This is a genomic window from Hydrogenophaga sp. (assembly GCF_018780385.1).
Lineage (GTDB): Bacteria > Pseudomonadota > Gammaproteobacteria > Burkholderiales > Burkholderiaceae_C > Hydrogenophaga.
Window position 1 is genome coordinate 19,481 of record NZ_JADMJO010000014.1, and the last position, 23,948, is coordinate 43,428.

Here is a 23,948-nt window from a genome sequence, read left to right on the forward strand (position 1 = left end):
CCTGCTGGCAACTGATGCAGGACAGCCTGGACTCAGGCCATCGCCCCATTGATCGAGATCACCTGCCCACTCACATAGGCAGCCTTGTCGGAAGCCAGAAACGCCACCAGCTCGGCCACCTCATCGGCACGGCCGGCGCGTTGCATCGGCACCAGGCGCTTGATCGCCTCGGCGTCGAAGGCGCCGCCGATCATGTCGGTTTCGATGATGCCGGGCGCCACCGCATTGACGGTGATCCCGCGGCTGGCCAGTTCCAGCGCGAGCGACTTGCTGGCCGCGTGCAGCGCCCCCTTGGCCGCCGCGTAGTTCACCTGGCCCCGGTTGCCCATGACGCCGGCAATCGACGAGATGGAGATGATGCGGCCCCAGCGCGTGCGGATCATGGGCATGGTGAGCGGCTGCGTCACGTTGTAGAAGCCGTTGAGCGAGACGTCGAGCACGCGGTCCCACTGTTCGCCGCTCATGCCGGGAAACACCGCGTCGTCGTGGATGCCGGCGTTGTTCACCAGGATCTGCACCGGCCCGGTGTCGGTGAGGACAGCGAGCGCGGCGGCGGTGGCCGCGCGGTCGGTCACGTCGAAGGCCACGGCCCCGGCGCTGCCGCCGCTCTCGCGAATGGCCTGCGCGATGGCCTCGGCCTTGGCCAGCGCGCGGTGCGCATGCACGATGACGTGGTGTCCCTCGGCAGCCAGGCGCTGGCAGATCGCCGCGCCGATGCCGCCGCTGCCACCGGTGACCAGGGCTCGTTTCATGGCTGCTTGTCCTTGTGGGTGTTCAGAGTTGCGCGGCGTCGAGCACCACGGCCGCGCGCCCTTCGAGCAGGCAGCGTTCACCGTGGTGGACCGTGAAGCGGTAGAGCACGTTGTTGGCATCGCCCGAAACGCGCTCGGCGCGCACGCTCAACGGGCCTGGCAGGTCGTCGAGCCGCTCGGCGTGCAGCGTGACGCCACGCACGCTGGTGAGGTAGCCCTGGCGCGGCGCGTCGTTCGCACCGGCCACGAGCGCGCCGTGCACCGCCATGGCCTGTGCCGCGTACTCAATGCCGTTGGCCGCGCCCAGGCGACTGGCCTCGCGCAGCGGGTGCGTCGGGGCGGTGTGGCCCACGGCACGGCAGACGATGTGATCGGCCGACCAGTCGGTGACGGTGTCGAGCAGACACATGCTGCCCTGGTGCGGAATGCGAGCCGCGATCCAGGCGTGGTCCAGGGTCGGGTTCATACCGGTTCGATCCGCACCGCGAGCTGCAGGCCGGGCAGGTAGTCCAGGCACACGTCGCCAGCCTCACCCTTCGCGAGGCGCTCCAGCAGGGGCAGCGCGCGCAGCGCGGGAATGGACGCGCGCAGGGGTTCCAACGCGGCGTGGCCCCAGGGCGGCGCGGGCGCCTCGGTGGTCTGCACCGTGAGGCGCGCCAGCGCCTGAGCGCCGGGTTCAGGTTCGAGCCACAGTGCAACACCGGCGCAGTCGGACACCGGGCGTTTGGCGAGCAGTGGCTCGGGGTACTCGCTGTCGTAGGCCAGCAGCAGCGTGGCTTGCCGGTCCAGCACGACCTGGCCCAGCGCATCGAGCAGGCCGGCGCCGAAACTGCCGTCGAAGGCGCACAGCACCTGGCAGGGTGCCATCGATTTCGTGGCGATGCCCCAATAGCCAGCAGGCGCGTTGTGCACCGAGTTGTGGAAGCGCGTGGGCGAGACGTGGCGGTCGGCGGAGGCGAGCTGCTCGCACAGCGCGTGGCAGTTGTGGCCATCAGACCCCGACGAGCTGAACACCGTGGCCAGCGTGGACACGTCGGCACCCGTCGCAGCTTCCAGGCCGATGCCCAAGGTGAGTTTGATCACTCGGCTGGCGCGGCGGCGCTCTGCTGGTGGCAGCAGCGCTGCCGCGGGCAACACCGATGGCGCCGACACCCAGGGCTGCTCGCCCCGCAGCACGGCGCGCGCGCTCGGCCAGTCGGGCAGGCCGGGTGCGATCAGGCCCACGCCGGTGATCCAGGCGGTCAATGGCGAAGGAGCGTTGAAGCGATCCGGCGCCGGGCCGCCCCAAGCCGGATCAGCCCCCTCGGGGGGCAGCGACCCGCGCAGCGGCGGAGCGTGGGGGCTCATGAACGCCTCCCGAACACCAGGCTGCAGTTGCTGCCGCCAAACCCGAACGAGTTGGTGAGCGCGTGGCGCAGCGGCGCGGCGACGCTGTGCAGCTGGTAGTTCATCGGGATCGCGGGATCGAGCGAGCGCGTGCCGGGGCTGCCGGGCACGATTCCGTCGACCAGCGCGATCGCGCACAGCACGGCTCCCACCGCACCGGTTGCGCCCAGCGTGTGGCCGGTGGCGCCCTTGGTGGACGAACAGGCCACACGCTCACCGAACACGGCGGACACGGCCCGGCCCTCGGCGCTGTCGTTGGCCGGCGTGGCCGTGCCGTGCAGGTTGACGTAATCGATGGCGTCTGCGCTCAGCGATGCGGAGCGCAATGCGGCCTCCATGGCCATGCGCGCGCCCAGGCCCTCGGGGTGCGGCGCGGACATGTGGTGCGCGTCACTCGACTCGCCCGAACCCAGCAACCACACGGCGTCGGCGGGCGCGGCGTCGGCGCGTTCGAGCAGTGCGTAGGCCGCGCCCTCGCCGATCGAGATGCCGTTGCGGCCAGCGTCGTAGGGGCGGCACGGTTCGCGGGACGTGAGCTCGAGCGACGCGAAACCGTACAAGGTGGTGAGGCACAGCGAGTCGACACCGCCGACCAGCGCCGCGTCGATCGTGCCCAGTTCAAGCTGGCGCGCCGCCGCGGCAAACACCTTGGCGCTGGACGAACACGCGGTGGAAATCGTGGTGGCCATGCCGGTGATGCCCAGATGCAGGCGCAGAAGCTCGCTGAGCGCGTAGGGGTTGTGCGTGGTGCCGTAATTGAACGACGCGGGCAATGCGCCGGTGGCGGGATCGCGCTCGCGGTAGGCCAGCTCGGTCTGCAGGATGCCGGAGGTGCTGGTGCCCATGAACACACCCACGCGCCCCGCGCCGTGCTTCGCCACCGCGGCGCGCACGCGATCCTCGAAACCGTCGGCCCTGAGCGCGAGCAGGGCCAGGCGGTGGTTACGGCACTCGTACGCGGCCAGGGCCGTGGGCAACGGGTGTGCGTCCACCCCCGCGACCTCGCCCACCCAGGTGGGCAGGTCCACGGTCTCGAAAGCACAGGGCTTCAGGCCGCTGCGGTTCTCGCGCAGGGCCGCACGGTGGGCCTCCAGCCCGACGCCCAGGCAGGTGGTGATGGTGGTGGCTGACAGCAGCAGGGGCTTCACGTGGACAGGGCAAAAACGGGGTCGGGCATTGTCTCAGATGGTGGCACGTTCACCGTTGCCGCTCCGTGCGCCACCTTACACACCTGAACTCCACGAACTGTTGAACGGATTCTGCTCATGGGGACAGCGCCTGGGTCAACGTGACAGGCCTGAGCTGGCGTTCAGCGATGGTCTGCAGCAGGCGCGGCAGCACCGCGAGGATCACGGGCTCACCGGTGGGTGTGCGGGCGGCGTGGCCGTCGTGCATCAGCACGATGTCGCCCGCACCGAGTTGGTTGCCCAGCCGGTGCAGGACACGTTCGGCGTCGCCGGTGCGGGTGTCGTAGGCGCGGCGCGTCCAGGTGGCGAGCTGCAGGTCCAGGCCGTGCAGCACGGGATCGAGAAAGGGGTTGCGCAGCCCGGCGGTGGCGCGGAAAAAGCGTGGCGCCTCACCGGTGATGTCACTCAGCGTGGCCTGCGCGCGCGCGATGTCACGGCGCATGGCGCCAGGCCCGAACAGCGAGAACGCATTGCTGTGCGCAAAGCCGTGGTTCTCCACGCGGTGGCCGCGCTGCACGATGGTGCGGCACAGCGCCGGGTGCTGCTGCGCGATGCGGCCGATGCAGAAGAAGCTGGCCTTGGCGTTGGCTGCGTCGAGCAGATCGAGCACACGCGGCGTGACGTCGGGATCGGGCCCGTCGTCGATGGTGAGCGCGATCTCGCGCCGCTGCGCGGCGGCCTCGGGCAGGCGGATCAGGTTGGGGCCGAGCAGCGTGGCGCGCGGCAACAGCCCGGCGCCGGCCAGCAGCACGTGGTTGGCCACCAGCGCGCCCAGCGCCCACGGCCAGACCGCGGGCACGGCCAGCGTGCCGAGCGCGGCCGCGCCGTGCACGGCGGCGCTGGCGCTCAGGAAGGGAGAAGGGGTCCAGCGCGACATGTCAGCGGGAGAAGTGGCCGGCATCCAGAAAACGTTCCCACAGCGGCAGCCAGGCGGACCAGTCGTGCCCTCCCGCAACGGTGTGGCGCGATGCTGGCGGAAAACGTTCGGCCACGCGCTGGATGCGCGCGGCGAAACGGTCTTCGGTGCCGTGGCCGATGAACACCGGCAGGTCGGCGGGCGGGCGCTTGAGCCATTGCCACACGCGCAGCTCGGGGTCGCGCAGGTCTTCTTCGCTGGGTTTCCACTGGTCCGCCCCACCGGCGCGCTCGACGATGTTGACGCTGGGCAGGCTGCCCGGGTAAGGCGCGAGCAGGCACAGGCCGTCGGCCACGCCGGGCCGCGCGGCCAGGTGCGCCATGGCCACCATGCCGCCGAGCGAGATGCCGCCCAGCCACACGCGCGCGCCGCGCTCGCGCGCCGGGGTGAGGATGTCCCTCTGCAAGGCGTCCCAGGTGTGCACGGCATCGAGCCCGACCCCGCTGATGTCCACGGCCAGCAGGTCCAGCGGCAGGCCGCGGCGTTCGATGGCCGTGGCACAACCGGCGTCGAAGATTTCTTCGGGGCGCATGGCCACGCCGGGCAGCATCACGAGCAGCTGCTGGGCAGCGCCCGGCGTGCCGACGGTGCGCAGCGTGGTCACGGCGCGGGCTTTCTCACGGCGAACGCCGCGGACAGCACCAGCGCCAGCACGGCGCCCGGTCCCACCGTCACGCCGATGGCCTGCAGCACGGGCACCGAAGAAAAGGCCAGCACGCCGAAGCCGATGGCGGTGGTGGTGCTGGCCACGCCGATGGACAGCAGGGTTTCGTCGTCCAGGGTTTCGCCGAGTGCGAGGCGGTCGAAGAACAGCGCGTAGTTGGAGCCCACGGCCACCGTGAGCAGCACGCCCACCAGGTGCAGCAGGTGCAGGCGCACTCCGCAGGCATGCAGCCCTGCCACCACCACCATCACCGCCATCACCAGCGGCAGCATCACGCCCGCCAGCCGCGCCGGGCTGCGCAGCACGAAGGCCAGCACCACGATGATGGCCAGGAAGCCCGCCAGCGAGAGCAGGATGGCCTCGTCGATGTACTCGCCGTAGAGCGTGTCGAACTCGCCCTTGAGGTCGATGAAGATCGCGCCGCTGCCGGCCAGCGCGGTCCGCACGGCCTCGACCGGGATGTCGGCCCCCGCTGCACCCGGCGCCGGGCGCAACGGCAACAGCACGCTCCAGCCCGTGGGGCGTTGCAGCAGCAGTGCATCCACCGCCAGGCCCAGGCCCGTGCCATCGAGGTCTTTCCGGGTGAGGTTGGGCGCGCCGCGCGCGGCCTGCACGTCGTCCAGGAACGGCTGCAACCGATCGGCCGGCAGCGGTGCTTCGGCCAGCGCGATCCGCAGGCGCGCACCGAGTTCGTCGGGCGGCGGCAGGCTGGCGCGCCGCGCGTTCTGCATGGCCTCGCTCGGCAGGAAACGCGCCGGGGAATCAAAGCCGCCGATGAGCCCTTCGTCGACCAACCGGCGCAGCGGCTCGCCGGCGCGCTCGGCCGCCTGCAGCGCGCTTTCGCGGTCGGGCGCGGTGATCACCGCCATGTAGCGCGCGTCGGGCGCGCCGAGATCGGCACGCAGTCGTCCGTCCAGCTCGCCTTCGGCCTCGGTGACCGTGGACAGGGCCGACAGGTTGGGGTACCAGAGGTCGTTGCGGTGCTGGGCCAGGTACACGCCGGCCACCAGCACCACCGCCAGCAAAGGCCAACGCAACACGCCCGCGTGCGCCACCAGCGGGCGCAGCAAGCGGCCCTGGCGCGCGCCATCGGTCAGGTGCACACCCGGGCCCGCCAGGTGCGGCAGCAGGTAACGCGTGACGAGCGCGGCCGTGGCCACGCCGCTGATGGCGTACAGGCCGAGCTGGGCGAGGCCCGGGAAGCCCGAGAACAGCAGTGCGCCAAAGCCCAACAACGAGGTGAGCACACCCAGGCGGATGGTGGGCCAGTACTGCTCGCGCCAGGACACCGTGCCCATGCGCCCGGACTGCACGAAGTAGTAGATGGCGTAGTCCACCGCCTCGCCAATGAGCGCGGCACCAAAGCCCACCGTGATGCCGAACACGGTGCCATGCACCAGCCCGACCGTGACGATGGCGGCCAACGTGCCGCTGAGCACCGGCACCAGCGTGAGCAACATGAGGCGAGCGCGGCGGTACACGAAGCCCAGCAAGACGGCGATGATCACCGTGCTCATGATCGACAGCCGCGCGATCTCTGTTTGAATGGTGGCGCGCGCGCGCACTGCAAAGAGCCCGGGGCCCGACATCTCCATCGTCAAGCCGGCCATCCCCGGCTGCTGAGTGGCCTGGGCAAAACGCACGCGGATCAGATCGACCGCCGCGGCCTGTCCATCGGTGTCGGAGCCGAGCGCGTTCGTCTGCACCAGCAGCATGGCGCGCTCGCCATCGCGCGAGGCCCACACGCCCTCCATCTCGTTGGGCTGCACCCCACCGCTCAGGCCCGAGACCAGCTCGACCAGCTCACCGGTGGGGTCGCGCGCGAGGTAGGGCTTGAACAGCAGGCCAGCCGACGAGCTGAGCAGATCGATGCTGTTGTTCACCGCGTTCCTGAGCCCTTCCACGCTGAAGCGCTCGGGCGTGATGGCGGTGCTCAGCAGGTAGCGGTGCGCCAGCAGGAAGTCGCGCGTGGCGTCCATCGCCTCCGCTTCGCCGTTCTGCACCGTGGCAAAGGCCTCGTTGCCCACCAGCGAGGCGCGCAGCGCGCGCGACGCGTCGGCACGCTGCCCCGCGTCGCCACCGGCAATCGCCACCATCAGCAGGCGCGACACCGCGCCTTCGCGCAGTTGGTCGACCATCACCGACTGCTCGGCCGTGGGATTGGAGGGCAGGAAGAAGGAGACGTCGGCGGAAAAACGGGTGTTCCAGAGCAGGCCCAGGCCCAGCGCCATCGCCGCGAGCCAGATCAGCAGTGCACGCCACACGCTCCTGGTCATGGGAAAACCTTCGTGCTTCGCACTGCGGTGCGAGCCCCCCTTCGGAGCGGCCGGGCGGGGGCTCATTGACTCTTCACCGGCTCGATGGTCATCTCGGTGCGGTCACCGTCGGTCTGCAGGTATTCGATGCCCAGCACCTGCTGGCGAACACCGCTCAAGGTGATGCGTTTGAGCAGCGTGGCGATGCGTTGCTCGATCGGCACCAGGGTCAACACCCAGGCGTCGACGTTGCCGGTGAGCTGGAGCGTGTAGTTGCGCTCCAGCGAGGCGCGGTTGCCCTGCAGCGTGCTGCGGATGCTCTCCACGAAAGCGGCAACCTCGGGCCGCTGGCTGAGCTGGATCTGCATCTTGCGGCGGTCGCGCTCCAGGCTCAGCGTGTCCTTGTAGAGCACCATGGTCTCGGCCTTGGGCGTGTAGGTGCGCTTCTCCAGCCGGTCGGGCGCGTTGTAGAACATTTCGCCGGTGGCCACCACCGGCTTGTCGAGCAGCGCGAGGTGGCGTTTTTCAACGAACTTCGCATGGCCGCCGGGGTTGCGCGCGAGCTCGGCCATGAGCTGCTCGATGTCGAACGCGGCGTGGGCCAGGGCGGTGAAGCTGAAGAGCACGAAGCCCATGAGAAGTCGTTGGATCATGTGCGTTGCCAGAAGTCGAAAAAATTGAACCAGTTGTACGGTGCCCGGCGACACATGTCCCCGAGCCGGTCGGCGTAGGCCTGCATGGCCTGCGCCATCGCCGATTCACGGTTGATCCGTTCGACGGCGGAAAAATCCGCCAGCAGCTCGAAATGCAGTTCGTAGCGGTTGCCGCCCAGGTACAAGCCCGACATGAAAAACACCGGCCGGCGCAGCATGGCCGCCATGCGCCAAGGCCCCAGCGGAAAACGCGCTGGCGCGCCCAGGAACATGCATTCTGCCGTGGAGTCGTTCGCCAGCGAGCGGTCGGCCAGCATGCCCACGAGGCAACCCGCATCCAGTTTGTCGCGAGCCCGCAGCATCGAGTCCGGGTGGCCGAGGGCCACCACGTCCTGCTGCGCGCGCGGATTGATGGCGCGCAGGATGGCGTTGATCTTGCGCGCGTTTTCCTCGTACATCAGCATGGCCACCGGTGTGCACGCGTGTTGGTGGGCCATGGCGCGCAACACCTCGAAGCTGCCCAGGTGAGCCCCCACCAAAAACGCGCCGGGTTGACGGTCCAGGGCCTGTTGCACCGTCTCGTCACCGGTGATGCGGATGTCGAACAGGTCGAAGCGGTCGTTGAGCAGGTAGATGCGGTCGTGCACGGTGCTCGCAAAGGTGAACACGTGGCGGTAGCCATCGCGCCAGGTGGGCGGGCGACCCAGTGCGCGCTCCAGGTAAGCACGCCCGTGGCGCCGCGCCGTGGGCGAGAACAGCACGAAGTACAGCGCGATGCCGCGCAGCACCAGACGCCCGACCGGGCGCCCCAGCCGCAGCGAGATCCAGACCATCAGCCGCAAGCCGCCCAGGTGGCTGCGCTCCTGCTGACGCATCCACTCGGGTGTGGGTCCGCCGGTCATGGGGCCGGGGGCACGAGGCTGCCGGCTGCCACCTCGCGTCCTTCGCAGCTCACGCTGAAGGCGATGGTGCCGCGGGGTGTGGTCTGCAAGGCGAAGCGCAACACCTGCGACGGGCCGACCGGCACGAAGAACTTGGCCTGTGCAATTTGCCAACCGCCACCGGGCGCTGCACCGCGCATCTGTGCGGCCAACAGGAGGGCGTGGTCGAGCAGCACCACGCCCGGCACGATGGGGCGCGCCGGAAAGTGGCCGGCAAAGGCCGGGTGGTCGGCCGGCACGGCCCAGGTGGATTCAGCCGTGTCCATGCCCCACCTTCTCGGCGTACAGCGCCTGCAGCGCCTGGCGCGTGAGCTTGCCGGTGGCGTTGCGCGGCAAGGCATCCACCAGCACCAGCGGGCGCGGCAGAAAGATCGCGTCCAGCCGCAGGCGCAGGCCGGCGAGCAGCGTGCGTGCGTCCAGCGTGGGCGCGACCACAAAGGCGGCCAGGCGCGTCACGCCATCACCTTCGCCAGCGTCATCGGGCAGGAAGAAGGCCGCGTCGACCACGCCCGGCAACGCACCGATCTGGTGGTTGAGGTAGGCCAGCGAGGTGCGTTTGCCCGCGATGTTGACGAGGTCGGCGTGGCGACCGTGCAGCAGAAAAGTGCCGTCGGTGTGGGACTCGATCACGTCGGCCAGCGGCACGCGGCCTTCGACGTGGCCGCCGCTGACCCAGGTGGTGTCGCCCTCATGCTCGAGCCGCACCGCGCGCAACGGATGCCAGGCCGCGCCGTCGAGCGTGCGGCGGCTGGCGATCGCGGACGACTCGGTGGAGCCGTAGATCTCGTGCACCGGCGCGCCGCAGCGCGCTTCGGCGCGGCGCGCGAGATCGGGGCTGAGCGGCGCGGTGGCCGAGAGCACGAGGTCCAGCGGCGGTACCGGTAGTTCCGACGCCAGCAGAGCCGACAGGTGGAACGGCGTGGTCACCAGCATGCGCGGGCGTGGCAGGGCCTGCAGCGCGTCGACGATGTCTTGCGGGTAGAACGGCTTGGCGGCCGCGAACTGGCAACCGCCGTGCAAGGCCACGAGGAAGGTGGATTCAAAACCGTAGCTGTGCTGCGTGGGCACGGTGCCGACGATGGCTTGCGGCCGCTGCAGCAGGCCCAGGGCCAGGGCCTCCGCCTGACCGTTCTGCACCAGCTTGCCCCAGGTCTTGCGGTGCGGCTGCGGCAGGCCGGTGGAGCCGGAGGTGAACAGGATCGCCACGGGCTGGTCGTCGTCGATCTGCGGTATCTCGTGCACCGCGGGGCGGTCCAGGGCGGCGAGATCGGGGAACACCGTGCCGGGCACGCCGGGCAGGTCGGTGGGCTTGTCGGCCAGCCAGCTGGTGCCGGGGTGGTCGGCGGCGAGACGCTGCAGCGTTTCGGGTGACTGCGACGAGGGTTGCAGGCTGACCTTGCCCGCGAGCAGCCCGGCCACGAAACCGACCGCGAAGTGGTAACGGTCGTCGCACAGGTTGAGCAGCCAGCCGCCGCCCGGCAGCTGCGCGGCGAGCGCGAGCGCGTCGGCGATGAATTCGCGCACTTTGACAGGGCCGTGCACGCGCCAGGCGAGCACGTCGTCCAACCCCCGATCGCTGAGCAACGGAGAGCGGCTCACTCGGAGGACCTCCGTGCTGCGCACTGCGCTCATGGCTGCGAGGGTCCCGCGCCGCGCTGCGCCGACTCGCGACGGTAAGCGCGCACGATGTCGGCGATGCCGGGACGCTCGTGCGGTGGCAGCACACACATGCGCCAGAGGTGCTCGATCACGAACATCGCGCCGACCAGGGGCCCGGTGAGCAAGTTGGCATGCACCGACCAGATGGCCGCTGGCGCCCAGATGAACAACAACGTGGACACCAGCGCGTTGATGAAGAAGAACAGTGTCCAGGCCAACGTGACGTTGCGCGTGTAGCGCACCTTGCGGTCCGACAGTTCGTGGTCAAAGATGCGCCGGGCCAGGCGGGTGATGAGTGCATCCCCCGGGCCGAGCAGCGACTTGCCGAACAGCACCCCGAGCGCCACATGGATGCCCAGGTGCTGCAGGTAGTACAGCAAGGGGACGTTGTGACGAAGCTGCGGCCAGAGCCAGGCCACCAGCGCGAGCAGGCCCAGCACGCCCGCCGCGCGAACCGGCCACTGCGGCCAGCGCCACAGCGCCATGAGCAGGGCGACTGCGATCGGCAGCACCGCGACCAGGGCGTTGAAGTCGGCGTTGCCCCAGCCTGCGCTGCCCACGTGGGCTGCGACCACCCATGCCGCCATCAGAAGCAGCACGCCGAGGTTCCCCAGTGCCGAGGTGACGGTCAAGGGAATACCTTCGTGCTTTGCACTGCGGTGCGAGCTTGCTTGGGGCGGCCCGGCGCTGCGCTCATGCTTTTCACTGCGTGCGCTGGCTCGCGATGTGGGCCGTCAGGGCGCGCGGCGAAGCGAAGATTTTTTCGTTGTCCTCGTTGTCCGAGCGCATCTGGAAGCCGTAGCGTTTGGAGATCACGAGCGAGATCTCCAGCATGTCGATGGAATCAAGCCCCATGCCGTCGCCGTAGAGTGGGCCGTCGGGATCGACTTCGCCGGGCACCAGCTCCATGTTGAGGGCTTCGATGATCAGTGCGACCACCTCGGGCCAGAGGGCGTCGACGGTGGCGGGAGAAACGGGTTCGTTCATGTCGGTCATTCAGGGGGACAAAAAAAGAGGGGCGTCAGCGAGGCGCCTGCGCACGCAACGTCGAATGGGGTGGCGCTCGCCGACCGGAGCCGACGATTTCACCATGAATGGGTGCGCCGCGCGCCAAGGCGCGATCCCAGGCGGCACAGGCCTGTCGTACAGTAGCGCGGCCCGTCGCCGGTCGCCCACCCCTCCCCATCTCATGACCCCCTCCCCCGATCGCGCCTGGCCCCGGCAACTCCTGTCCCGGTTCACCCACCTCTGGTACCTCAAGGCCTTCGGCACCATGGCCTTCATGGTGGTGTTCTTTCAGGCCTATTTCTGGGTGCAGCGCCATCCGCTGGGCGCCCCATTCATGATGCCCACGCTCGCCATCGACGACTGGGTGCCGTTCACACCGGCGGGTTTCGCGGCCTATGTATCGCTGTGGGTGTATGTGTCGCTGCCCTCGGCATGGATGCCCAACCTGCGCGCTCTCCTCCACCAGGGCCTCTGGACGGCGGCGCTGTGCATCTTCTGCCTGCTGCTGTTCTGGATCTTTCCCACCCAGACGCCCGTGCTCGACATCGATTGGTCGCAGCATCCCCAGCTGGCGTTCATGAAGGGCCTGGACGCCACCGGCAACGCGTGTCCGTCGCTGCACGTGGCCTCAGCCGTGTACGCCGCGGTGTGGCTGCACCGCATCTTTGCGCAGGTGGGTGCACCGGCGGCGTTGCGCTGGCTGAGCCTGCTGCAATGCGCCGTCATCCTGTGGTCCACGATGGCGATCCGCCAGCATGTGTTTCTCGATGTGCTGGCCGGTGCCGTGGTGGGCGGCGTGTTTGCCTGGCTCTCGTTGCGCGCGGCACCGTCCGAGGCACTCGCGCGCTGATCGCTTCAACGTGGGCTTCACACGCGAGCGTGGGTAAAGCCCAGCGCCCCGGCGGCCCCCACCATCGCGGCCAGCATCACCCAGGCCTGCGCCGCTCCCATCGTGCCCAGAATGGCGGCACTCACGGCGCACCACGCCAAGGCGCCCACACACAACGCGCCCAGCAGAACGCGCGGGGCGCGTGTGGACGCATCGGCGCACAACAGCACGCCCAGGGTGGCGATGGCGGTGGGGTCGGGTGCGAGTCCGACCACCTCGGCCTGCGCCCATGGCCGACCCAGCGCCGGGGCCAACACCGGGTGCGCGAGCAACGACCAGAGCACCAGACCCAGGCCCGCGAGGCGGCGGCGCGGCTCGGACGACATCAACAGCGACGGGCGTGTCGACAGAACCAGCAGCCCGATCGCCTGCACCCCGAAGCCCCAGGCAAAGCCGATCGCGGCCCAGTTGATGGCCGCGTAGCGTTGCCAGAGAAACGCCCAGGCCACGAAGGCCCAGCCCAGCGCCAGCACCAAGGCAGCGCCACGCAGGGCACCCCCTTGGCCACGCCACAGGCCCACCGCGATGGCGAGGCCCACCAGCACGGCCAGCACCTGTGCCGGCCACAGCGCCTGGTTGTGCAGCTCGAACAGGCGCCAGTAGGTACCCGGCGCGAACATCAGGAAGTCCGCCGGGCGGTAGGTCCACCACTCGCTCACAGCGCGGCGACCTCGCGCGCCATGCGGGTGCGCAGGGCCGCGTCGGGCAGGAGCCCCGAAGCCGCGCCCATGTTCTTCCGCAGGTGCGCCACCTGGCTCGTGGCGGGGATCGCGCACGTCACGCCCGGGTGTGACACCACGAACTTCAGCGCCACCTGCGCCCAGCTGTCGCAGCCGATATCGGCCGCCCAACCCGGCAACGGGTGGCGCGCGAGCTGGTCGAGCAAGGCGCCCTGGCGGAACGGCCGGTTGACCAGCACCGCGATGCCGCGCTCCTGCGCCAGCGGCAGCAGTCGCTGCTCGGCCTCGCGGTCGAGCAGGTTGTGGGTGAGTTGCACGAAGTCGATTCGCTGCGTGCGCATGATGCGTTCCAGCTCGACGTGACGCCGGCCTTCGGAGGTGCTGATGCCCACGTAGCGCAGACGCCCGCTCGCCTTCATCTCGAACAGGCGCGGCAGGTGGTCCTCCCAGGAGAGCAGGTTGTGCACCTGCATCAGATCGAACCGAGGCACGCCCCAGAAAGCGCGCGAAGCCTCCATCTGGGTGGCGCCGCGCGATGCATCGCCGATCCACACCTTCTCGGCAGAAAACAGGGAGGCGGGGTGCTTGAGCTTCGCGAGTGCATGGCCGATGGCGGGCTGCGAGGAGCCGTACATGGGCGAGCTGTCGATCACGCGTCCACCGGCGGCAAAGAACGCGCGCACCACTTCGGCACAGGCGTCGCGCGCCTGGGGGTCGTTGCCCACGTTGAAGGTGATCCAGCTGCCCAGGCCCACCACCGGCAGCACTTCGCCACTGGAGGGGATGCGACGCGTGATCACGCTGCCAGCGGCGGCTTGCGCGTTCGACACCATCGGCCAGGCCGAGGCCAGTGCGGCGGCGCCGAGTGCGCCACCCAGCCAGCGTCGCCGGCCGGGTGCGGGAAGGGAGGACGCGTTGGCGCTGCGTGTTTTCATGCCGGTGGGACGCGGCGTGGGGCCACGAAGTTCCGGCCCGATGGACCTCTTGCTGAGGGTCCATCCGGATCAGCGCCCGCGCCGCGAGCACGCCCATATAAGATCGATGGCCACCCGTTGCGGGCCTCGCGAAGCGCGCCGCGCTCAAGCACCTGTCCCCCACTGCCCACCGCCGCGATGACCCAACCCTCCATTTCCGCACGCCGTCAGCTCATGGCCGTGGCCATGCTGGTGCTCGCCCTCATCGGCGGCCTGGTGCGCTGGTTTGCGCCGCAGCCTTCGGTGGCGCGCGATGTGGGTTCCATGCTGATGGTGCTGTGGCTGCCCATCGTCGGCAACATCATCGCGTGGCTGATCCAGCGCGCGAAGACGCCAAAGCACCTGCCACAGGGCTTCGCGGCCGGCACCGTGTTCACGCCCAGCGCGCGAATCGAACTCATCTTGCTGGCGGCCGACACGCCCCGGCTCAGCCGGCCGATCCGCGCGGGCTACTTCGATGGCGCGTTGGTGGTGGGCTCCGAAGGTTTCACCACCCGCCTGGCGGTGCCGTCGCATGGGGAGCCGGTGCCTGAGGTGCCCTGCACGCTGGAGGTGCAGTTCCTGCGCCCCGAACTGGCGCTGGCCCAGCTCACGCCGGGGGTCAGGTTCGCACTGCTCTCTGGCCGCACGGTGCTCGGCACGGGCCATGTGCTGCCGATGGCGGGGTGAGTCACTTCAGCAGCGGAGACCTCCCGGAAGGATGCCCACGATGCACGACCTGTTGCCCCCCTGGCCCCTGCTCTGGGCCTTCATCCTCGCCAGCACCGTGCTGGCCGTCACACCGGGCCCCGGCGTGTTCTACATCGTCGCGCGCAGCCTGTTGCAGGGGCGGCGTCACGGCATGGCGTCGGTGGCCGGTGTGGCGCTGGGCAACTTCGGCAACGCCGTGGGCGCCGCGCTCGGGCTCGCGGCCCTGTTCGCGGTTTCGTCGGTGGCATTCACCGTTGTCAAATACCTGGGCGCCGCTTACCTGATCCATATGGGCATCCAGGCCCTGCGCGCGCCCGCCGACGGCGCGGGCGCCGAGGGTCCCCAGCCGCAAGGCATCGGCCGAATCTTTCGCGACGGCTTTCTGGTGGCCCTGCTCAACCCCAAGACCGCGATCTTCTTCGCGGCCTTCCTGCCGCAGTTCATGACACCGCAGGCACCGTCCCACGCGGCGCAGAGCGTGGCCCTGGGCGCGCTCTTCGTGTTGATCGCGGCGATCAGCGACACGGCCTATGCGCTGGCGGCGGGCAGCGTGGCGCCCGTCTTGAAGCGCGTGGGCGGCCTGCGCCGTGCAGGACGCTGGCTCACGGGCGCGGCCTTCATCGGCCTGGGGGTGCTGACGGCCCTGTCCAGCGCCCGGGGCTCGACAAAGCAGCCCTAGCACGTCGGTGTAGCCTGCGTCCATGGATTCCCTGATCACCGCTGCCGCGCGAGCGCTCGCCGGGGGCGACGCGCTCGGTGCGCTCAAACGCGTCGCCCTGCGCGAAGACCCGCCGGCGCTGGCCTTGCGCGGCATCGCCATGGCCCAACTCGGTGAACATGCGCGTGCGCGCGAACTGCTGCGGCGCGCCAGCCGGGGCTTCGGCGCACACGAGGCGCTCGCACGCGCGCGCTGCGTCGTGGCCGAGGCCGAGGTGGCGCTGGCCATGCGCGATCTCGGTGGTTCGCCCCGCCCGCTGGCGGCCGCCGCGGACACGCTCGAGGCGCACGCCGACCACGCAAACGCGCTGCAAGCGCGGCTCATCGCGGCGCGCCGGCTGGTGCTGCTCGGCCGCCTGGACGAGTCCACGCAGGCGCTCACCCATCTCGATGCGCGCGGCCTGTCGCCCGCGCTGGCGGCGGTGGCCGAGCTGGTCGCGGCCGAACTCGCGCTGCGCTCATTGCGCGTCGACGCGGCGCGCGCGGCACTCGCGCGCGCGCAGGCGGCGGCCGAGCGCTCGGGCGTGCCGGCACTGCGGGCCGAGGTGGCGCGCGCGCTGACCACGCTGGACCAGCCCGCCGCCCGGCGCCTGGTGGCGGGTGGCGGCGAACAGGCACTGCGGCTGGCCGAGGTGGCGGCGCTGCTGGCCTCGGACGCACTGGTGATCGACGCCTGCCGCCGCGGCCTGGGCACAGGCGCCGCGTGGCAGCCGCTGGCGCGCCGACCGGTGCTGTTCGCCCTGGCACGCGCGCTGGCGCAGGCCTGGCCCGGTGACGTGGACCGCGAAGCCCTGATCGCGGACGCGTTCCGCACCCGGCGCCCCGACGAGACGCACCGCGCGCGCCTGCGGGTCGAGATCGGCCGCCTGCGCGCGCTTGTGAAGTCGATGGCGCGCATCGAAGCGACCGGGCGCGGCTTCATGCTCCAGCCCCTGGACGGGCGCGAGGTCGTGATGCTGGCCCCGCCCATAGCCGGCGAGCAGGCCTCGCTGCTCGCGCTGCTCTCCGACGGCGCGGCGTGGTCGACCTCGGCCCTGGCGCTGGCGCTGGGGGCGAGCCAGCGCACGGTGCAGCGCGCGCTGGCCGAGCTGGAAGCCGACGGCCGGGTGCGCGCCATCGGGCAGGCGCGCTCGCGGCGCTGGCTGGCGCCGACCCTGGCGGGTTTCACGACGATCTTGTTACTCCCCGCTGCGCTGCCGATTGAATAGAGTGGACTCCAGGCGCCGAGACACGGCGCTGCCCAACAGGAGTCCACCATGAACAGCAAGACCGCCCCAGCCCCCCGGCGCACCACCGCGCGCCCTGCCGAGATCGTGCGCGAGTACGGCCCCTTCAACGGCTCGGACCACGTCGCCGGTGTCACCCACGACGGCCAGCGCGTCTGGGCCGCCATCGGCGCGCAGATCGTCGCCTTCGATCCCGCCAGCGGCAAGACCACCCGCACGCTGGAGCGCGCCGGCGACGCCGGCACCGCCTTCGACGGCACCCACCTCTACCAGATCGCCGAAGCGCGCATCGACAAGATCGACCCCGTCAGCGGCGACGTGGTGGCGTCCATCCCCGCGCCCGGCGGCGGCAGCGACTCCGGGCTCACCTGGGCCGAAGGCAGCCTCTGGGTGGGCCAGTACCGCGACCGCAAGATCCACCAGATCGACCCGGCCACCGGCGCCATCCGGCGCACCATCGAGTCCGACAGCTTCGTCACCGGCGTGACCTGGGTCGACGGCGAGCTCTGGCACGGCACCTGGGAAGGTGAAGCGAGCGACATCCGGCGCATCGACCCGAAGAGCGGCGCCGTGCTGGAGCGGCTTGACATGCCGCCGGGCACCGGCGTGAGCGGCCTCGAGTCCGACGGCGCCGATCTCTTCTATTGCGGCGGCGGCATGAGCGGCAAGGTCCGCGCCGTGCGGCGCCCCAAGGCCGCGTGAGCCGCTAGGGCTCGATGGCCCGGGCCAGCGCCGCCTGAAGCTCGGCGGCCAACACCTTCAGGGAACCGGAGAGCTCGCGCACAACGCGGGGCAGTGGCTCTTCCGTCGAGACGCTGATGTTCAACACGTAGACGCCCTCCGCGGTGATCAGGGGCGTGGCCAGTGCCACCACCTCGGGTTGCCAGGACGCCGCACAGAAGCCCTGCTCCTGCACCTGCTGGATGGCGGCGTGGATCTCGGCCTGCACCTCGCGCCAATGGCCGCCACCGCGTCGCTGGAACACCTCGAACAGCGCCTTTCTCCGGGCAACTGAAACGGTCGACAGGTAGGCCCGTCCGAGCGAGGTGAGCTCCATCGGCACCCGCTGGCCCGAGACCACGTTCCTCAGCGCCACACGGCGGTTGTAGCGGATGGATTCCAGGTACACCATCTCGTCGTTGTCGGGCGCCGCCAGGCCGACGTTGATGTGCCGGCTTTCGGCCAACGCCCTCATCAGGGGTGCTGCCACCGCCAGCACCGTCGAGCCCGCGCGCATGGCGTGCGCGAAGCTCAGCACCGGCGGGGCCAGCCGGTAGGCCCTGCGTTGCGCATCGTGCTGCAGCATGCCGGCCGTCACCAGGGTCTGTGTCAGGCGGCTGATGGTGGAGGGCGACAGGCCCGTGCGCTCCGCCAGGTCGCCATTGCCCAGCCAGTTGGAGCCGGGCCGGAACGCCCGCAGGATCTCGATGCCGCGGACCAGCGACCGGTTGGTGGGGGAGGCGCCGAACTTGTCGCCAGGTGGCAGGATTTTCATGGCGGTGAGCAAAGAGGTTTCATTCCACTCAGTGGAATGATCGGGATGCAAATGCAGGGGATCAACCGTAGCATTCTCCTGCGGCACACACCGCGCACACAAGGAGACATTCCATGCAGATTTCCCGCCGAACCACCGCCATGCGACTGGGCTTCCTCATCGCGTCGGTGCTGCTGGTCGCCCCCAACGCCATGGCCCAGGTCTCCGACAAACCCATTCGCCTGGTGGTGCCGTTTGCGCCCGGCGGTGGCACGGACCTGATTGCGCGAACCCTCGGCCTGGGCATGTCCAGGGAGCTCGGCCAGACGGTGGTGATCGAGAACAAGCCCGGCGCGGGCACCATCATCGGCACCGACATCGTGGCCAAGAGCCCGGCCGACGGCAACACGCTGGTGATCGCGACGTTTGCACACGCCGTGAACCCCAGCCTGATGCAGAAGCTGCCCTACGACAACGACAAGGCCTTCACGCCCGTGATCCTGATCGGCAAGGGCCCCAACGTGCTGGTGGTGCGGGCCGAGAGCCCGTTCAAGTCCGTCAAGGACGTCCTGGATGCGGCACGGGCCAACCCGGGCAAGCTCAACTACGCGTCGCAGGGCAATGGCACCTCGGCACACCTGGCGGGCGAGATGTTCGACAACCTGGCGAAGGTCAAGACCACCCACGTGCCCTACCGGGGCGCCGGTCCCGCGCTCACCGATCTGCTCGGCGGCCAGGTCGACATGATCTTCGGCACGGCCACCGCCGTGTCCTCGGGCCTGGAGAGCGGCAAGCTGCGCGCCTTGGCTGTGACCGGCGCCGAGCGCTCGCAGGTGCTCAAGAACATCCCGACCATCGCAGAAACCATTCCGGGCTACGTGATGGAAAGCTGGTATGGCCTGTACGCCCCCGCAGGCACGCCGCCGGAGGTGATCGCCCGACTGAACGCCGCCGCGAAGAAGGCCGTGGCCACGGACGATTTCCGCAAGAAGGTGGAACAGGAAGGCCTGGTGATCAGCGCCGGCGCACCGTCCGAACTCGACACCTATGTGCGATCGGAAGAAGCGCGCTGGCGCAAGATCGTCAAGGAAAACAACATCACTGCCAACTGAATCCACGCCTGGAACACACATGACCGCCTCATTGATCGATCTGCAGGTTGACACCGGCATCGCCACCCTCACGCTGAACCGGCCCGACAAACGCAACGCCATGAGTGATGCCATGCGCGCCGAGTTCATCGACGCCCTCGAACATGTCGCCGCGGACAAGGCCATTCGCGCGCTGGTGCTGACCGGCGCGGGCAAGGGTTTCTGTGCGGGAGGTGACATCTCCGGCATGGAGAAGCGCATGAACGCGCCCACCGGCGAGATCGCCTTCAACGGCTGGCATCGGCAGCAGCGCGTGCACCACACCCAGACGCTGTTGCACACCATGCCCAAGCCGGTGATCGCGGCCGTCAACGGCGCCGCTTCGGGCCTGGGCGCCGACACCGCGCTGGCCTGCGACTTCATCATCGCCAGCGAGTGGGCCAGCTTCACCTGGTCCTACATCCACCGCGGCATCATTCCCGATGGCGGCGGCATGTACTTCCTGCCGCGCCGGGTGGGCCTCTCAAAGGCGAAGCAGCTCATCTTCACCGGCCGCAAGGTGGATGCCGACGAGGCACTTGCGCTGGGCATCGCCGACCGCAAGACCACGGCCGACACGCTGGTGGCCGACGCGCAGGCCTGGGCCCGCGAACTGAGCCAGGGTTCGGCGACCGCGCTCGCGCTGAGCAAGACCATCCTGAACCAGACCTTCGAACTGCCGGCGCAACAGGTCTTCGCCCAGGGCAGCCAGGCCCAGGGCATCTGCTACACGAGCACCGAGCACCGCGATGCGGTGATGGCCTTCCTGAACAAAGCGGCTGCCAAGGAATGAACCCAGTGAACCCGATTTCCCGGTTGATGCGCCCGCGCAGCGTGGCCGTCATCGGTGCATCGGCCGATGCGGGCAAGACCGCCGGCCGCCCGATCGCCTACCTGCGCAAGCACGGCTTCGAGGGCGACATCTACCCGATCAACCCGCGCGTGGACCACATCGACGGCCTGCGCTGTTACCCCGACGTGGCCTCGCTGCCTGCTGTGCCAGACGTGGGCATCGTGCTGCTCGGCGCCGAGCGCGCCCACAAGGCCGTGCAGGACCTGTCCGTGCGTGGCACGGCGGCGGCCATCGTGCTGGCCAGCGGCTACAGCGAAACCGGCGAAGAAGGCGTGCGCCGGCAGGTCCAGCTGATCGAAGCCGCGGGCGCCATGCGCATCCTCGGTCCCAACACGATCGGCCTGGTCAACCTCACTGACAGCATCGTGCTCTCGGCCAGCGGTGCGCTCGAGATGGACCACTTCCCGGTCGGTTCCGTGGGCGTGGTCTCGCAAAGCGGCGGCATCCTGGGTGCGCTGCTCTCGCGCGCCGCGCCGCGAGGTATCGGCCTGTCCAAACTCATTTCCACCAGCAACGAAGTCGATCTGGACCTGGCCGACTTTGTCGACTACCTGGCCGACGACGAGGCCACCAAGGTGATCGCGCTGTACGTGGAAAGCGTGCGCCACCCCGAGAGGTTCCGCCAGGCGGCCCTGAAGGCAGCCCGTGCCGGCAAGCCGGTGGTGGCGTTCAAGATCGGCCGCTCCGAGGCGGGCGCCAAGGCCGCCGTCTCGCACACCGGCGCGCTCGCGGGCGCGGACCGCATGTACGACGCGCTGTTCCGGGAAGTGGGCGTGATCCGGGCGCAGACCTTCGGCGACTTGCTCGACATCCCGGTGGCGCTGTCCACCGGCCGGGTGCTGCGCGGCAAGCGCGTGGCCATCCTCACCTCCACCGGGGGCGCCGGCACGCTGGTGTCGGACAGCTACGGCGTCTCGGGGTTCGACACGCCGGCGCCGGACGAAACCACCGCCGCGCGCCTGCGCGCCCTGCAGACCGGCGACCACGCCGCGCTGGACCGCAACCCGATCGACGTGACCCTGGCCGGCCTGCAGCCAGACCTGTTGCGCGGGGCCATCCGGGCCTTGCTCGAGAGCCCCAGCTACGACGCGCTCACCATCATCGTGGGCTCCTCCAGCCTGGCCATGCCGGAACTCATGGCCGGAGCCATCCAGGACTGCCTGCCGCTGAGCGACAAGCCGGTGATCGCCTTCGTGAGCCCGCACGCGCCGGAGGTGGCCGCGCTGTTGACGCAGCGTGGCGTGCCGGCCTTTGCTTCCGCCGAAAGCTGCACCGTGGCGCTCACCAGCATGCTGCAGACCCACCGCTGGAGCGAACCGGCCGCCGCGTCGACAGGCCAGCCGGTGTCGGTGCACGACATTCCCGGCGGTTCGCTGAACGAGGCCGAATGCAAGCAGCTGTTCACGCGCTTCGGCATCCCCTGCACGGCCGAGACGGTGGTGAGCACGCCCGCTGAAGCCGAGCAGGCCGCGCGCACCCTGGGCGAGCGGGTGGTGCTGAAGATCCTGACGGGCGAGATCACGCACAAGAGCGATGTGGGTGGCGTGGCCGTCAACGTGCCCGCCACCGCCGTGGGCGAGCGCCTCACCGCCATGGCCGCCGACGTGCAGGCCAAGGCCGGGGTGACACCCACGCGTTTTCTCGTTCAGGAAATGGTGTCCAGCGGCACCGAGCTCATCCTCGGCATGCACCGCGATGTGCTGGGCACGGCCATCCTGCTGGGCATGGGCGGTGTGACCGCCGAACTCTTCAAGGACACGACACTGCGCATGCTGCCGCCGGAGGGTGGTCTGAGCCGGGAAGTGGCGGCCGGGATGGTGCGGGAGCTGAAAACCTGGCCGCTGCTCGATGGCTACCGGGGCCGGCCCAAGGCCGATGTCCAAGCCCTCGTCTCGGCCATCGTCGCGTTCTCGCAAATGACCGCGCAGCTCGGCGAGCGCCTGATCGAGGCCGAGATCAACCCGGTGTTCGTGCTGGCCGAAGGCCAGGGCGTGAAGGCCGCCGACGGCGTGGTGGTGCTCGCCCCCGCCGGCTGAGGCACGCATGCGGATCGACCCGGTCGACAACGACGCACAGGCTCGCGCGCTGATCGACAACCTGTCTGCCCGGGCCCGCACCGAACGGGTGGCCTGGTCGGGCGGTCAGGTCTGCTGGCGCGGCTTCGGCCGCGGCACCCCGGTGGTGCTGGTGCACGGCGGCCATGGCAACTGGTTGCACTGGGTGCGCAACATCGAGGCGCTCGCCGCGCACCACACCGTGTGGGCGGTCGATCTGCCGGGCTTCGGCGACTCGGATGTGCCCGACGGCGAGGGCATGGCCTCGCTGCTGGCCCCGACGCTGTCCACGCTGGACGCCCTCATCGGCCCCGACACGCCGGTGAACCTGGTGGGTTTCTCGTTCGGCGGCCTCGTCGCGGCGCACCTGGCCGCGCAACGGCCCCACGTGCAGCGCCTGGTCCTGCTGGGCACCGGCGGTCACCAGGGTCGCCGACGCCCCAAAGGCGAGTTGACCAACTGGAAGCCGGCGTGGCGCGAGGGCGATGCGGTAGCGCTGGAGCAGGCGATGCGCCACAACCTGGCGATGCACATGCTCAGTGGAGCGGCGGCCGACCTGGACGCGCTGGCGGTCCGGGTGCACACCGATGCTTGCGTGCGCACCCGGTTTCGCAGCAAGGACATCTCGCGCGCCGGTGGTCTGGTGGAGGTGTTGGCGCACTGCCCGGGGCCGACCTGGCTGGTCTGGGGCGAGCATGATGTGACGGCCGACCCGGACAACATCGCCCCGGTGCTGGCTTCGGCCCTGGTTGACGGACGCAGCGACGTGGTGGACGCTGCCGGTCACTGGGTGCAGTACGAGCGGGCCGACGCGGTCAACCCGATGCTGCTGGCCTGGCTCGGGAGCGCAGCCGAAGCGCCGATCACCTCGCCACGGACAGCGCCGCGGGGTTGACCACCCCGGTCAAGCGGCCTTGCGCGAACGCGACGATGTTGTCGAACGCGATGCCGAAGTAGCGCTCGTAGTTGTCCTTCTCCACATAGCCGATGTGCGGCGTGCACAGCACGTTCGGCAGCGCCAGCAAGGGATGGCGGGCACCGAGCACCGGCTCTTGTTCGTACACGTCCACGGCGGCAAAGCCGGGCCGGCCACGCGCCAGCGCGTGTTCGAGAGCGCCGGGCGCGATCAGCTCGGCGCGGCTGGTGTTCACCAACAGCGCGGCGGGCTTCATGCGCGCGAGGTCGTCCGCCGTGACGATGCCGGTGGTCTCGGCGCCGAGCCGCACGTGCAGGCTGATCACGTCGCTCTGCGCAAAGAAGGCGTCGCGCGAGGGCGCCACTTCGAAGCCATCGGCGCGCGCGGCGGCGGTGGACGCCTCGCGGCCCCACACCCACACCTGCATGCCGAATGCCCTGCCGTAGCCCGCCACCTGGCGGCCGATGCGGCCATAGCTCCACACGCCCAGGCGCTGGCCGCTGAGCTGCTGGCCCAGGTGGCCCTGCCACTTGCCCTCGCGCAAGCGGTTCGCTTCACTCACCAGGTGGCGCCGGCTGGCGAGCGCCAGCGCCCAGGCGATCTCGGCCGTGGCCGAACCCGCGCCGCTGCCTTCGGTCACCAGCACGCCGCGCGCGGTACAGGCGTCCAGATCCACATGGCCGGCCAGCTTGCCGGTCTGGCTGATGAGGCGCAGCCGGGGCAACCGATCGAGCAGCGCGGCGTCGATGCGCGTGCGCTCGCGCGTCAGCACAATCGCCTCGGCATCGGCGAAGCGCTCGGCCAGGGCGTCGGTGCCTTTCACCGTGTCGTTGAACACGCGAACGTCGTGCCCAGCGAGCTTGCCGAAGCAATCGAGGAGGCGAACGCAGTCCTGGTGGTCGTCGGGAATGACGATGCGCATGG

General features: G+C 70.0%; 26 protein-coding genes. 9 read left to right on the top strand and 17 right to left on the bottom strand.

Annotation, left to right across the window (positions count from 1 at the left end; translation table 11 throughout):
• Positions 1-32: 32 nt before the first annotated feature.
• The 13 genes from fabG to IV113_RS07475 form a co-directional block, all read right to left on the bottom strand.
• Positions 33-752, bottom strand: a complete 720-nt coding sequence (gene fabG, locus IV113_RS07415; protein ID WP_291082409.1) for a 3-oxoacyl-ACP reductase FabG — start codon at positions 750-752, stop codon at positions 33-35.
• A gap of 22 nt (positions 753-774) precedes the next feature.
• Positions 775-1,218 (bottom strand): hotdog family protein, encoded by a 444-nt coding sequence (locus IV113_RS07420; protein ID WP_291082411.1) that lies wholly within the window; start codon positions 1,216-1,218, stop codon positions 775-777.
• Positions 1,215-2,099, bottom strand: a complete 885-nt coding sequence (locus tag IV113_RS07425) for a beta-ketoacyl synthase chain length factor (protein ID WP_291082414.1) — start codon at positions 2,097-2,099, stop codon at positions 1,215-1,217. The genes IV113_RS07420 and IV113_RS07425 overlap by 4 nt, the downstream gene beginning before the upstream one ends.
• Entirely contained in the window at positions 2,096-3,286 is a 1,191-nt protein-coding gene (locus IV113_RS07430) for a beta-ketoacyl-[acyl-carrier-protein] synthase family protein (protein WP_291082417.1), read from the bottom strand. Before IV113_RS07430 ends, IV113_RS07425 begins: the two co-directional genes overlap by 4 nt.
• A 115-nt stretch (positions 3,287-3,401) precedes the next feature.
• Entirely contained in the window at positions 3,402-4,202 is an 801-nt protein-coding gene (locus IV113_RS07435) for a polysaccharide deacetylase family protein (RefSeq protein WP_291082420.1), read from the bottom strand.
• A 1-nt stretch (position 4,203) separates the two neighbouring features.
• Positions 4,204-4,845, bottom strand: coding sequence for an alpha/beta fold hydrolase (locus IV113_RS07440; RefSeq protein ID WP_291082423.1), 642 nt, complete (start codon positions 4,843-4,845; stop codon positions 4,204-4,206).
• On the bottom strand, positions 4,842-7,181 hold the full coding sequence (locus tag IV113_RS07445; protein ID WP_291082426.1) for an MMPL family transporter: 2,340 nt from the start codon (positions 7,179-7,181) through the stop codon (positions 4,842-4,844). The genes IV113_RS07440 and IV113_RS07445 overlap by 4 nt, the downstream gene beginning before the upstream one ends.
• A 62-nt stretch (positions 7,182-7,243) precedes the next feature.
• Positions 7,244-7,813, bottom strand: a complete 570-nt coding sequence (locus tag IV113_RS07450) for a LolA-related protein (RefSeq protein WP_291082429.1) — start codon at positions 7,811-7,813, stop codon at positions 7,244-7,246.
• Positions 7,810-8,715 carry an acyl-CoA synthetase gene (locus IV113_RS07455; RefSeq protein ID WP_291082432.1) on the bottom strand — a complete coding sequence of 302 codons (906 nt, stop codon included), beginning with the start codon at positions 8,713-8,715 and terminating at the stop codon, positions 7,810-7,812. The genes IV113_RS07450 and IV113_RS07455 overlap by 4 nt, the downstream gene beginning before the upstream one ends.
• Complete coding sequence (locus tag IV113_RS07460; RefSeq protein WP_291082435.1) at positions 8,712-9,020, bottom strand: 3-hydroxyacyl-ACP dehydratase; 309 nt, start codon at positions 9,018-9,020, stop codon at positions 8,712-8,714. The genes IV113_RS07455 and IV113_RS07460 overlap by 4 nt, the downstream gene beginning before the upstream one ends.
• Complete coding sequence (locus IV113_RS07465; RefSeq protein WP_291082444.1) at positions 9,007-10,353, bottom strand: AMP-binding protein; 1,347 nt, start codon at positions 10,351-10,353, stop codon at positions 9,007-9,009. Before IV113_RS07465 ends, IV113_RS07460 begins: the two co-directional genes overlap by 14 nt.
• 29 nt (positions 10,354-10,382) lie before the next feature.
• Positions 10,383-11,045, bottom strand: coding sequence for a hypothetical protein (locus tag IV113_RS07470; protein ID WP_291082448.1), 663 nt, complete (start codon positions 11,043-11,045; stop codon positions 10,383-10,385).
• 70 nt (positions 11,046-11,115) lie between these two features.
• Positions 11,116-11,400: a phosphopantetheine-binding protein gene (locus IV113_RS07475; protein WP_291082451.1), complete on the bottom strand. Its 285-nt coding sequence runs from the start codon at positions 11,398-11,400 to the stop codon at positions 11,116-11,118.
• 202 nt (positions 11,401-11,602) lie between these two features.
• Here IV113_RS07475 and IV113_RS07480 point away from each other — a divergent pair, with 202 nt between their 5' ends.
• Positions 11,603-12,271 carry a phosphatase PAP2 family protein gene (locus IV113_RS07480; protein ID WP_291082454.1) on the top strand — a complete coding sequence of 223 codons (669 nt, stop codon included), beginning with the start codon at positions 11,603-11,605 and terminating at the stop codon, positions 12,269-12,271.
• 17 nt (positions 12,272-12,288) lie between these two features.
• Here IV113_RS07480 and IV113_RS07485 read toward each other — a convergent pair whose 3' ends face one another.
• Positions 12,289-12,969 carry a DUF6064 family protein gene (locus IV113_RS07485; protein WP_291082457.1) on the bottom strand — a complete coding sequence of 227 codons (681 nt, stop codon included), beginning with the start codon at positions 12,967-12,969 and terminating at the stop codon, positions 12,289-12,291.
• Positions 12,966-13,925: an aldo/keto reductase gene (locus tag IV113_RS07490; RefSeq protein WP_291082460.1), complete on the bottom strand. Its 960-nt coding sequence runs from the start codon at positions 13,923-13,925 to the stop codon at positions 12,966-12,968. The genes IV113_RS07485 and IV113_RS07490 overlap by 4 nt, the downstream gene beginning before the upstream one ends.
• 177 nt (positions 13,926-14,102) lie before the next feature.
• Here IV113_RS07490 and IV113_RS07495 point away from each other — a divergent pair, with 177 nt between their 5' ends.
• The 4 genes from IV113_RS07495 to IV113_RS07510 are packed head-to-tail and all read left to right on the top strand — an operon-like array spanning position 14,103 to position 17,299.
• Positions 14,103-14,633, top strand: a complete 531-nt coding sequence (locus IV113_RS07495) for a hypothetical protein (RefSeq protein ID WP_291082462.1) — start codon at positions 14,103-14,105, stop codon at positions 14,631-14,633.
• A gap of 40 nt (positions 14,634-14,673) precedes the next feature.
• A complete protein-coding gene (locus tag IV113_RS07500) occupies positions 14,674-15,333 on the top strand; it encodes a LysE family translocator (RefSeq protein ID WP_291082464.1) in 660 nt (219 codons plus the stop codon).
• A gap of 22 nt (positions 15,334-15,355) precedes the next feature.
• Positions 15,356-16,579 (top strand): helix-turn-helix domain-containing protein, encoded by a 1,224-nt coding sequence (locus IV113_RS07505; RefSeq protein WP_291082467.1) that lies wholly within the window; start codon positions 15,356-15,358, stop codon positions 16,577-16,579.
• 48 nt (positions 16,580-16,627) lie between these two features.
• Positions 16,628-17,299 (top strand): hypothetical protein, encoded by a 672-nt coding sequence (locus tag IV113_RS07510; protein WP_291082470.1) that lies wholly within the window; start codon positions 16,628-16,630, stop codon positions 17,297-17,299.
• 4 nt (positions 17,300-17,303) lie between these two features.
• Here IV113_RS07510 and IV113_RS07515 read toward each other — a convergent pair whose 3' ends face one another.
• A complete protein-coding gene (locus IV113_RS07515; protein ID WP_291082473.1) occupies positions 17,304-18,092 on the bottom strand; it encodes an IclR family transcriptional regulator in 789 nt (262 codons plus the stop codon).
• A 191-nt stretch (positions 18,093-18,283) separates the two neighbouring features.
• On the opposite strand from IV113_RS07515, the gene IV113_RS07520 reads away from it, so the two are divergent.
• Genes IV113_RS07520 through IV113_RS07535 form a run of 4 tightly spaced genes read left to right on the top strand, consistent with a single transcriptional unit; the run spans position 18,284 to position 23,003 of the window.
• Positions 18,284-19,183, top strand: coding sequence for a tripartite tricarboxylate transporter substrate binding protein (locus IV113_RS07520; protein WP_291082847.1), 900 nt, complete (start codon positions 18,284-18,286; stop codon positions 19,181-19,183).
• A gap of 19 nt (positions 19,184-19,202) precedes the next feature.
• Positions 19,203-19,994, top strand: coding sequence for an enoyl-CoA hydratase/isomerase family protein (locus tag IV113_RS07525; RefSeq protein ID WP_291082476.1), 792 nt, complete (start codon positions 19,203-19,205; stop codon positions 19,992-19,994).
• A complete protein-coding gene (locus tag IV113_RS07530) occupies positions 19,991-22,090 on the top strand; it encodes an acetate--CoA ligase family protein (RefSeq protein WP_291082478.1) in 2,100 nt (699 codons plus the stop codon). Before IV113_RS07525 ends, IV113_RS07530 begins: the two co-directional genes overlap by 4 nt.
• 7 nt (positions 22,091-22,097) lie before the next feature.
• On the top strand, positions 22,098-23,003 hold the full coding sequence (locus tag IV113_RS07535) for an alpha/beta fold hydrolase (protein WP_291082481.1): 906 nt from the start codon (positions 22,098-22,100) through the stop codon (positions 23,001-23,003).
• On the opposite strand, the gene IV113_RS07540 is transcribed toward IV113_RS07535, so the two are convergent.
• On the bottom strand, positions 22,972-23,946 hold the full coding sequence (locus IV113_RS07540; RefSeq protein ID WP_291082484.1) for a D-2-hydroxyacid dehydrogenase family protein: 975 nt from the start codon (positions 23,944-23,946) through the stop codon (positions 22,972-22,974). The genes IV113_RS07535 and IV113_RS07540 overlap by 32 nt on opposite strands.
• Positions 23,947-23,948: the final 2 nt, after the last annotated feature.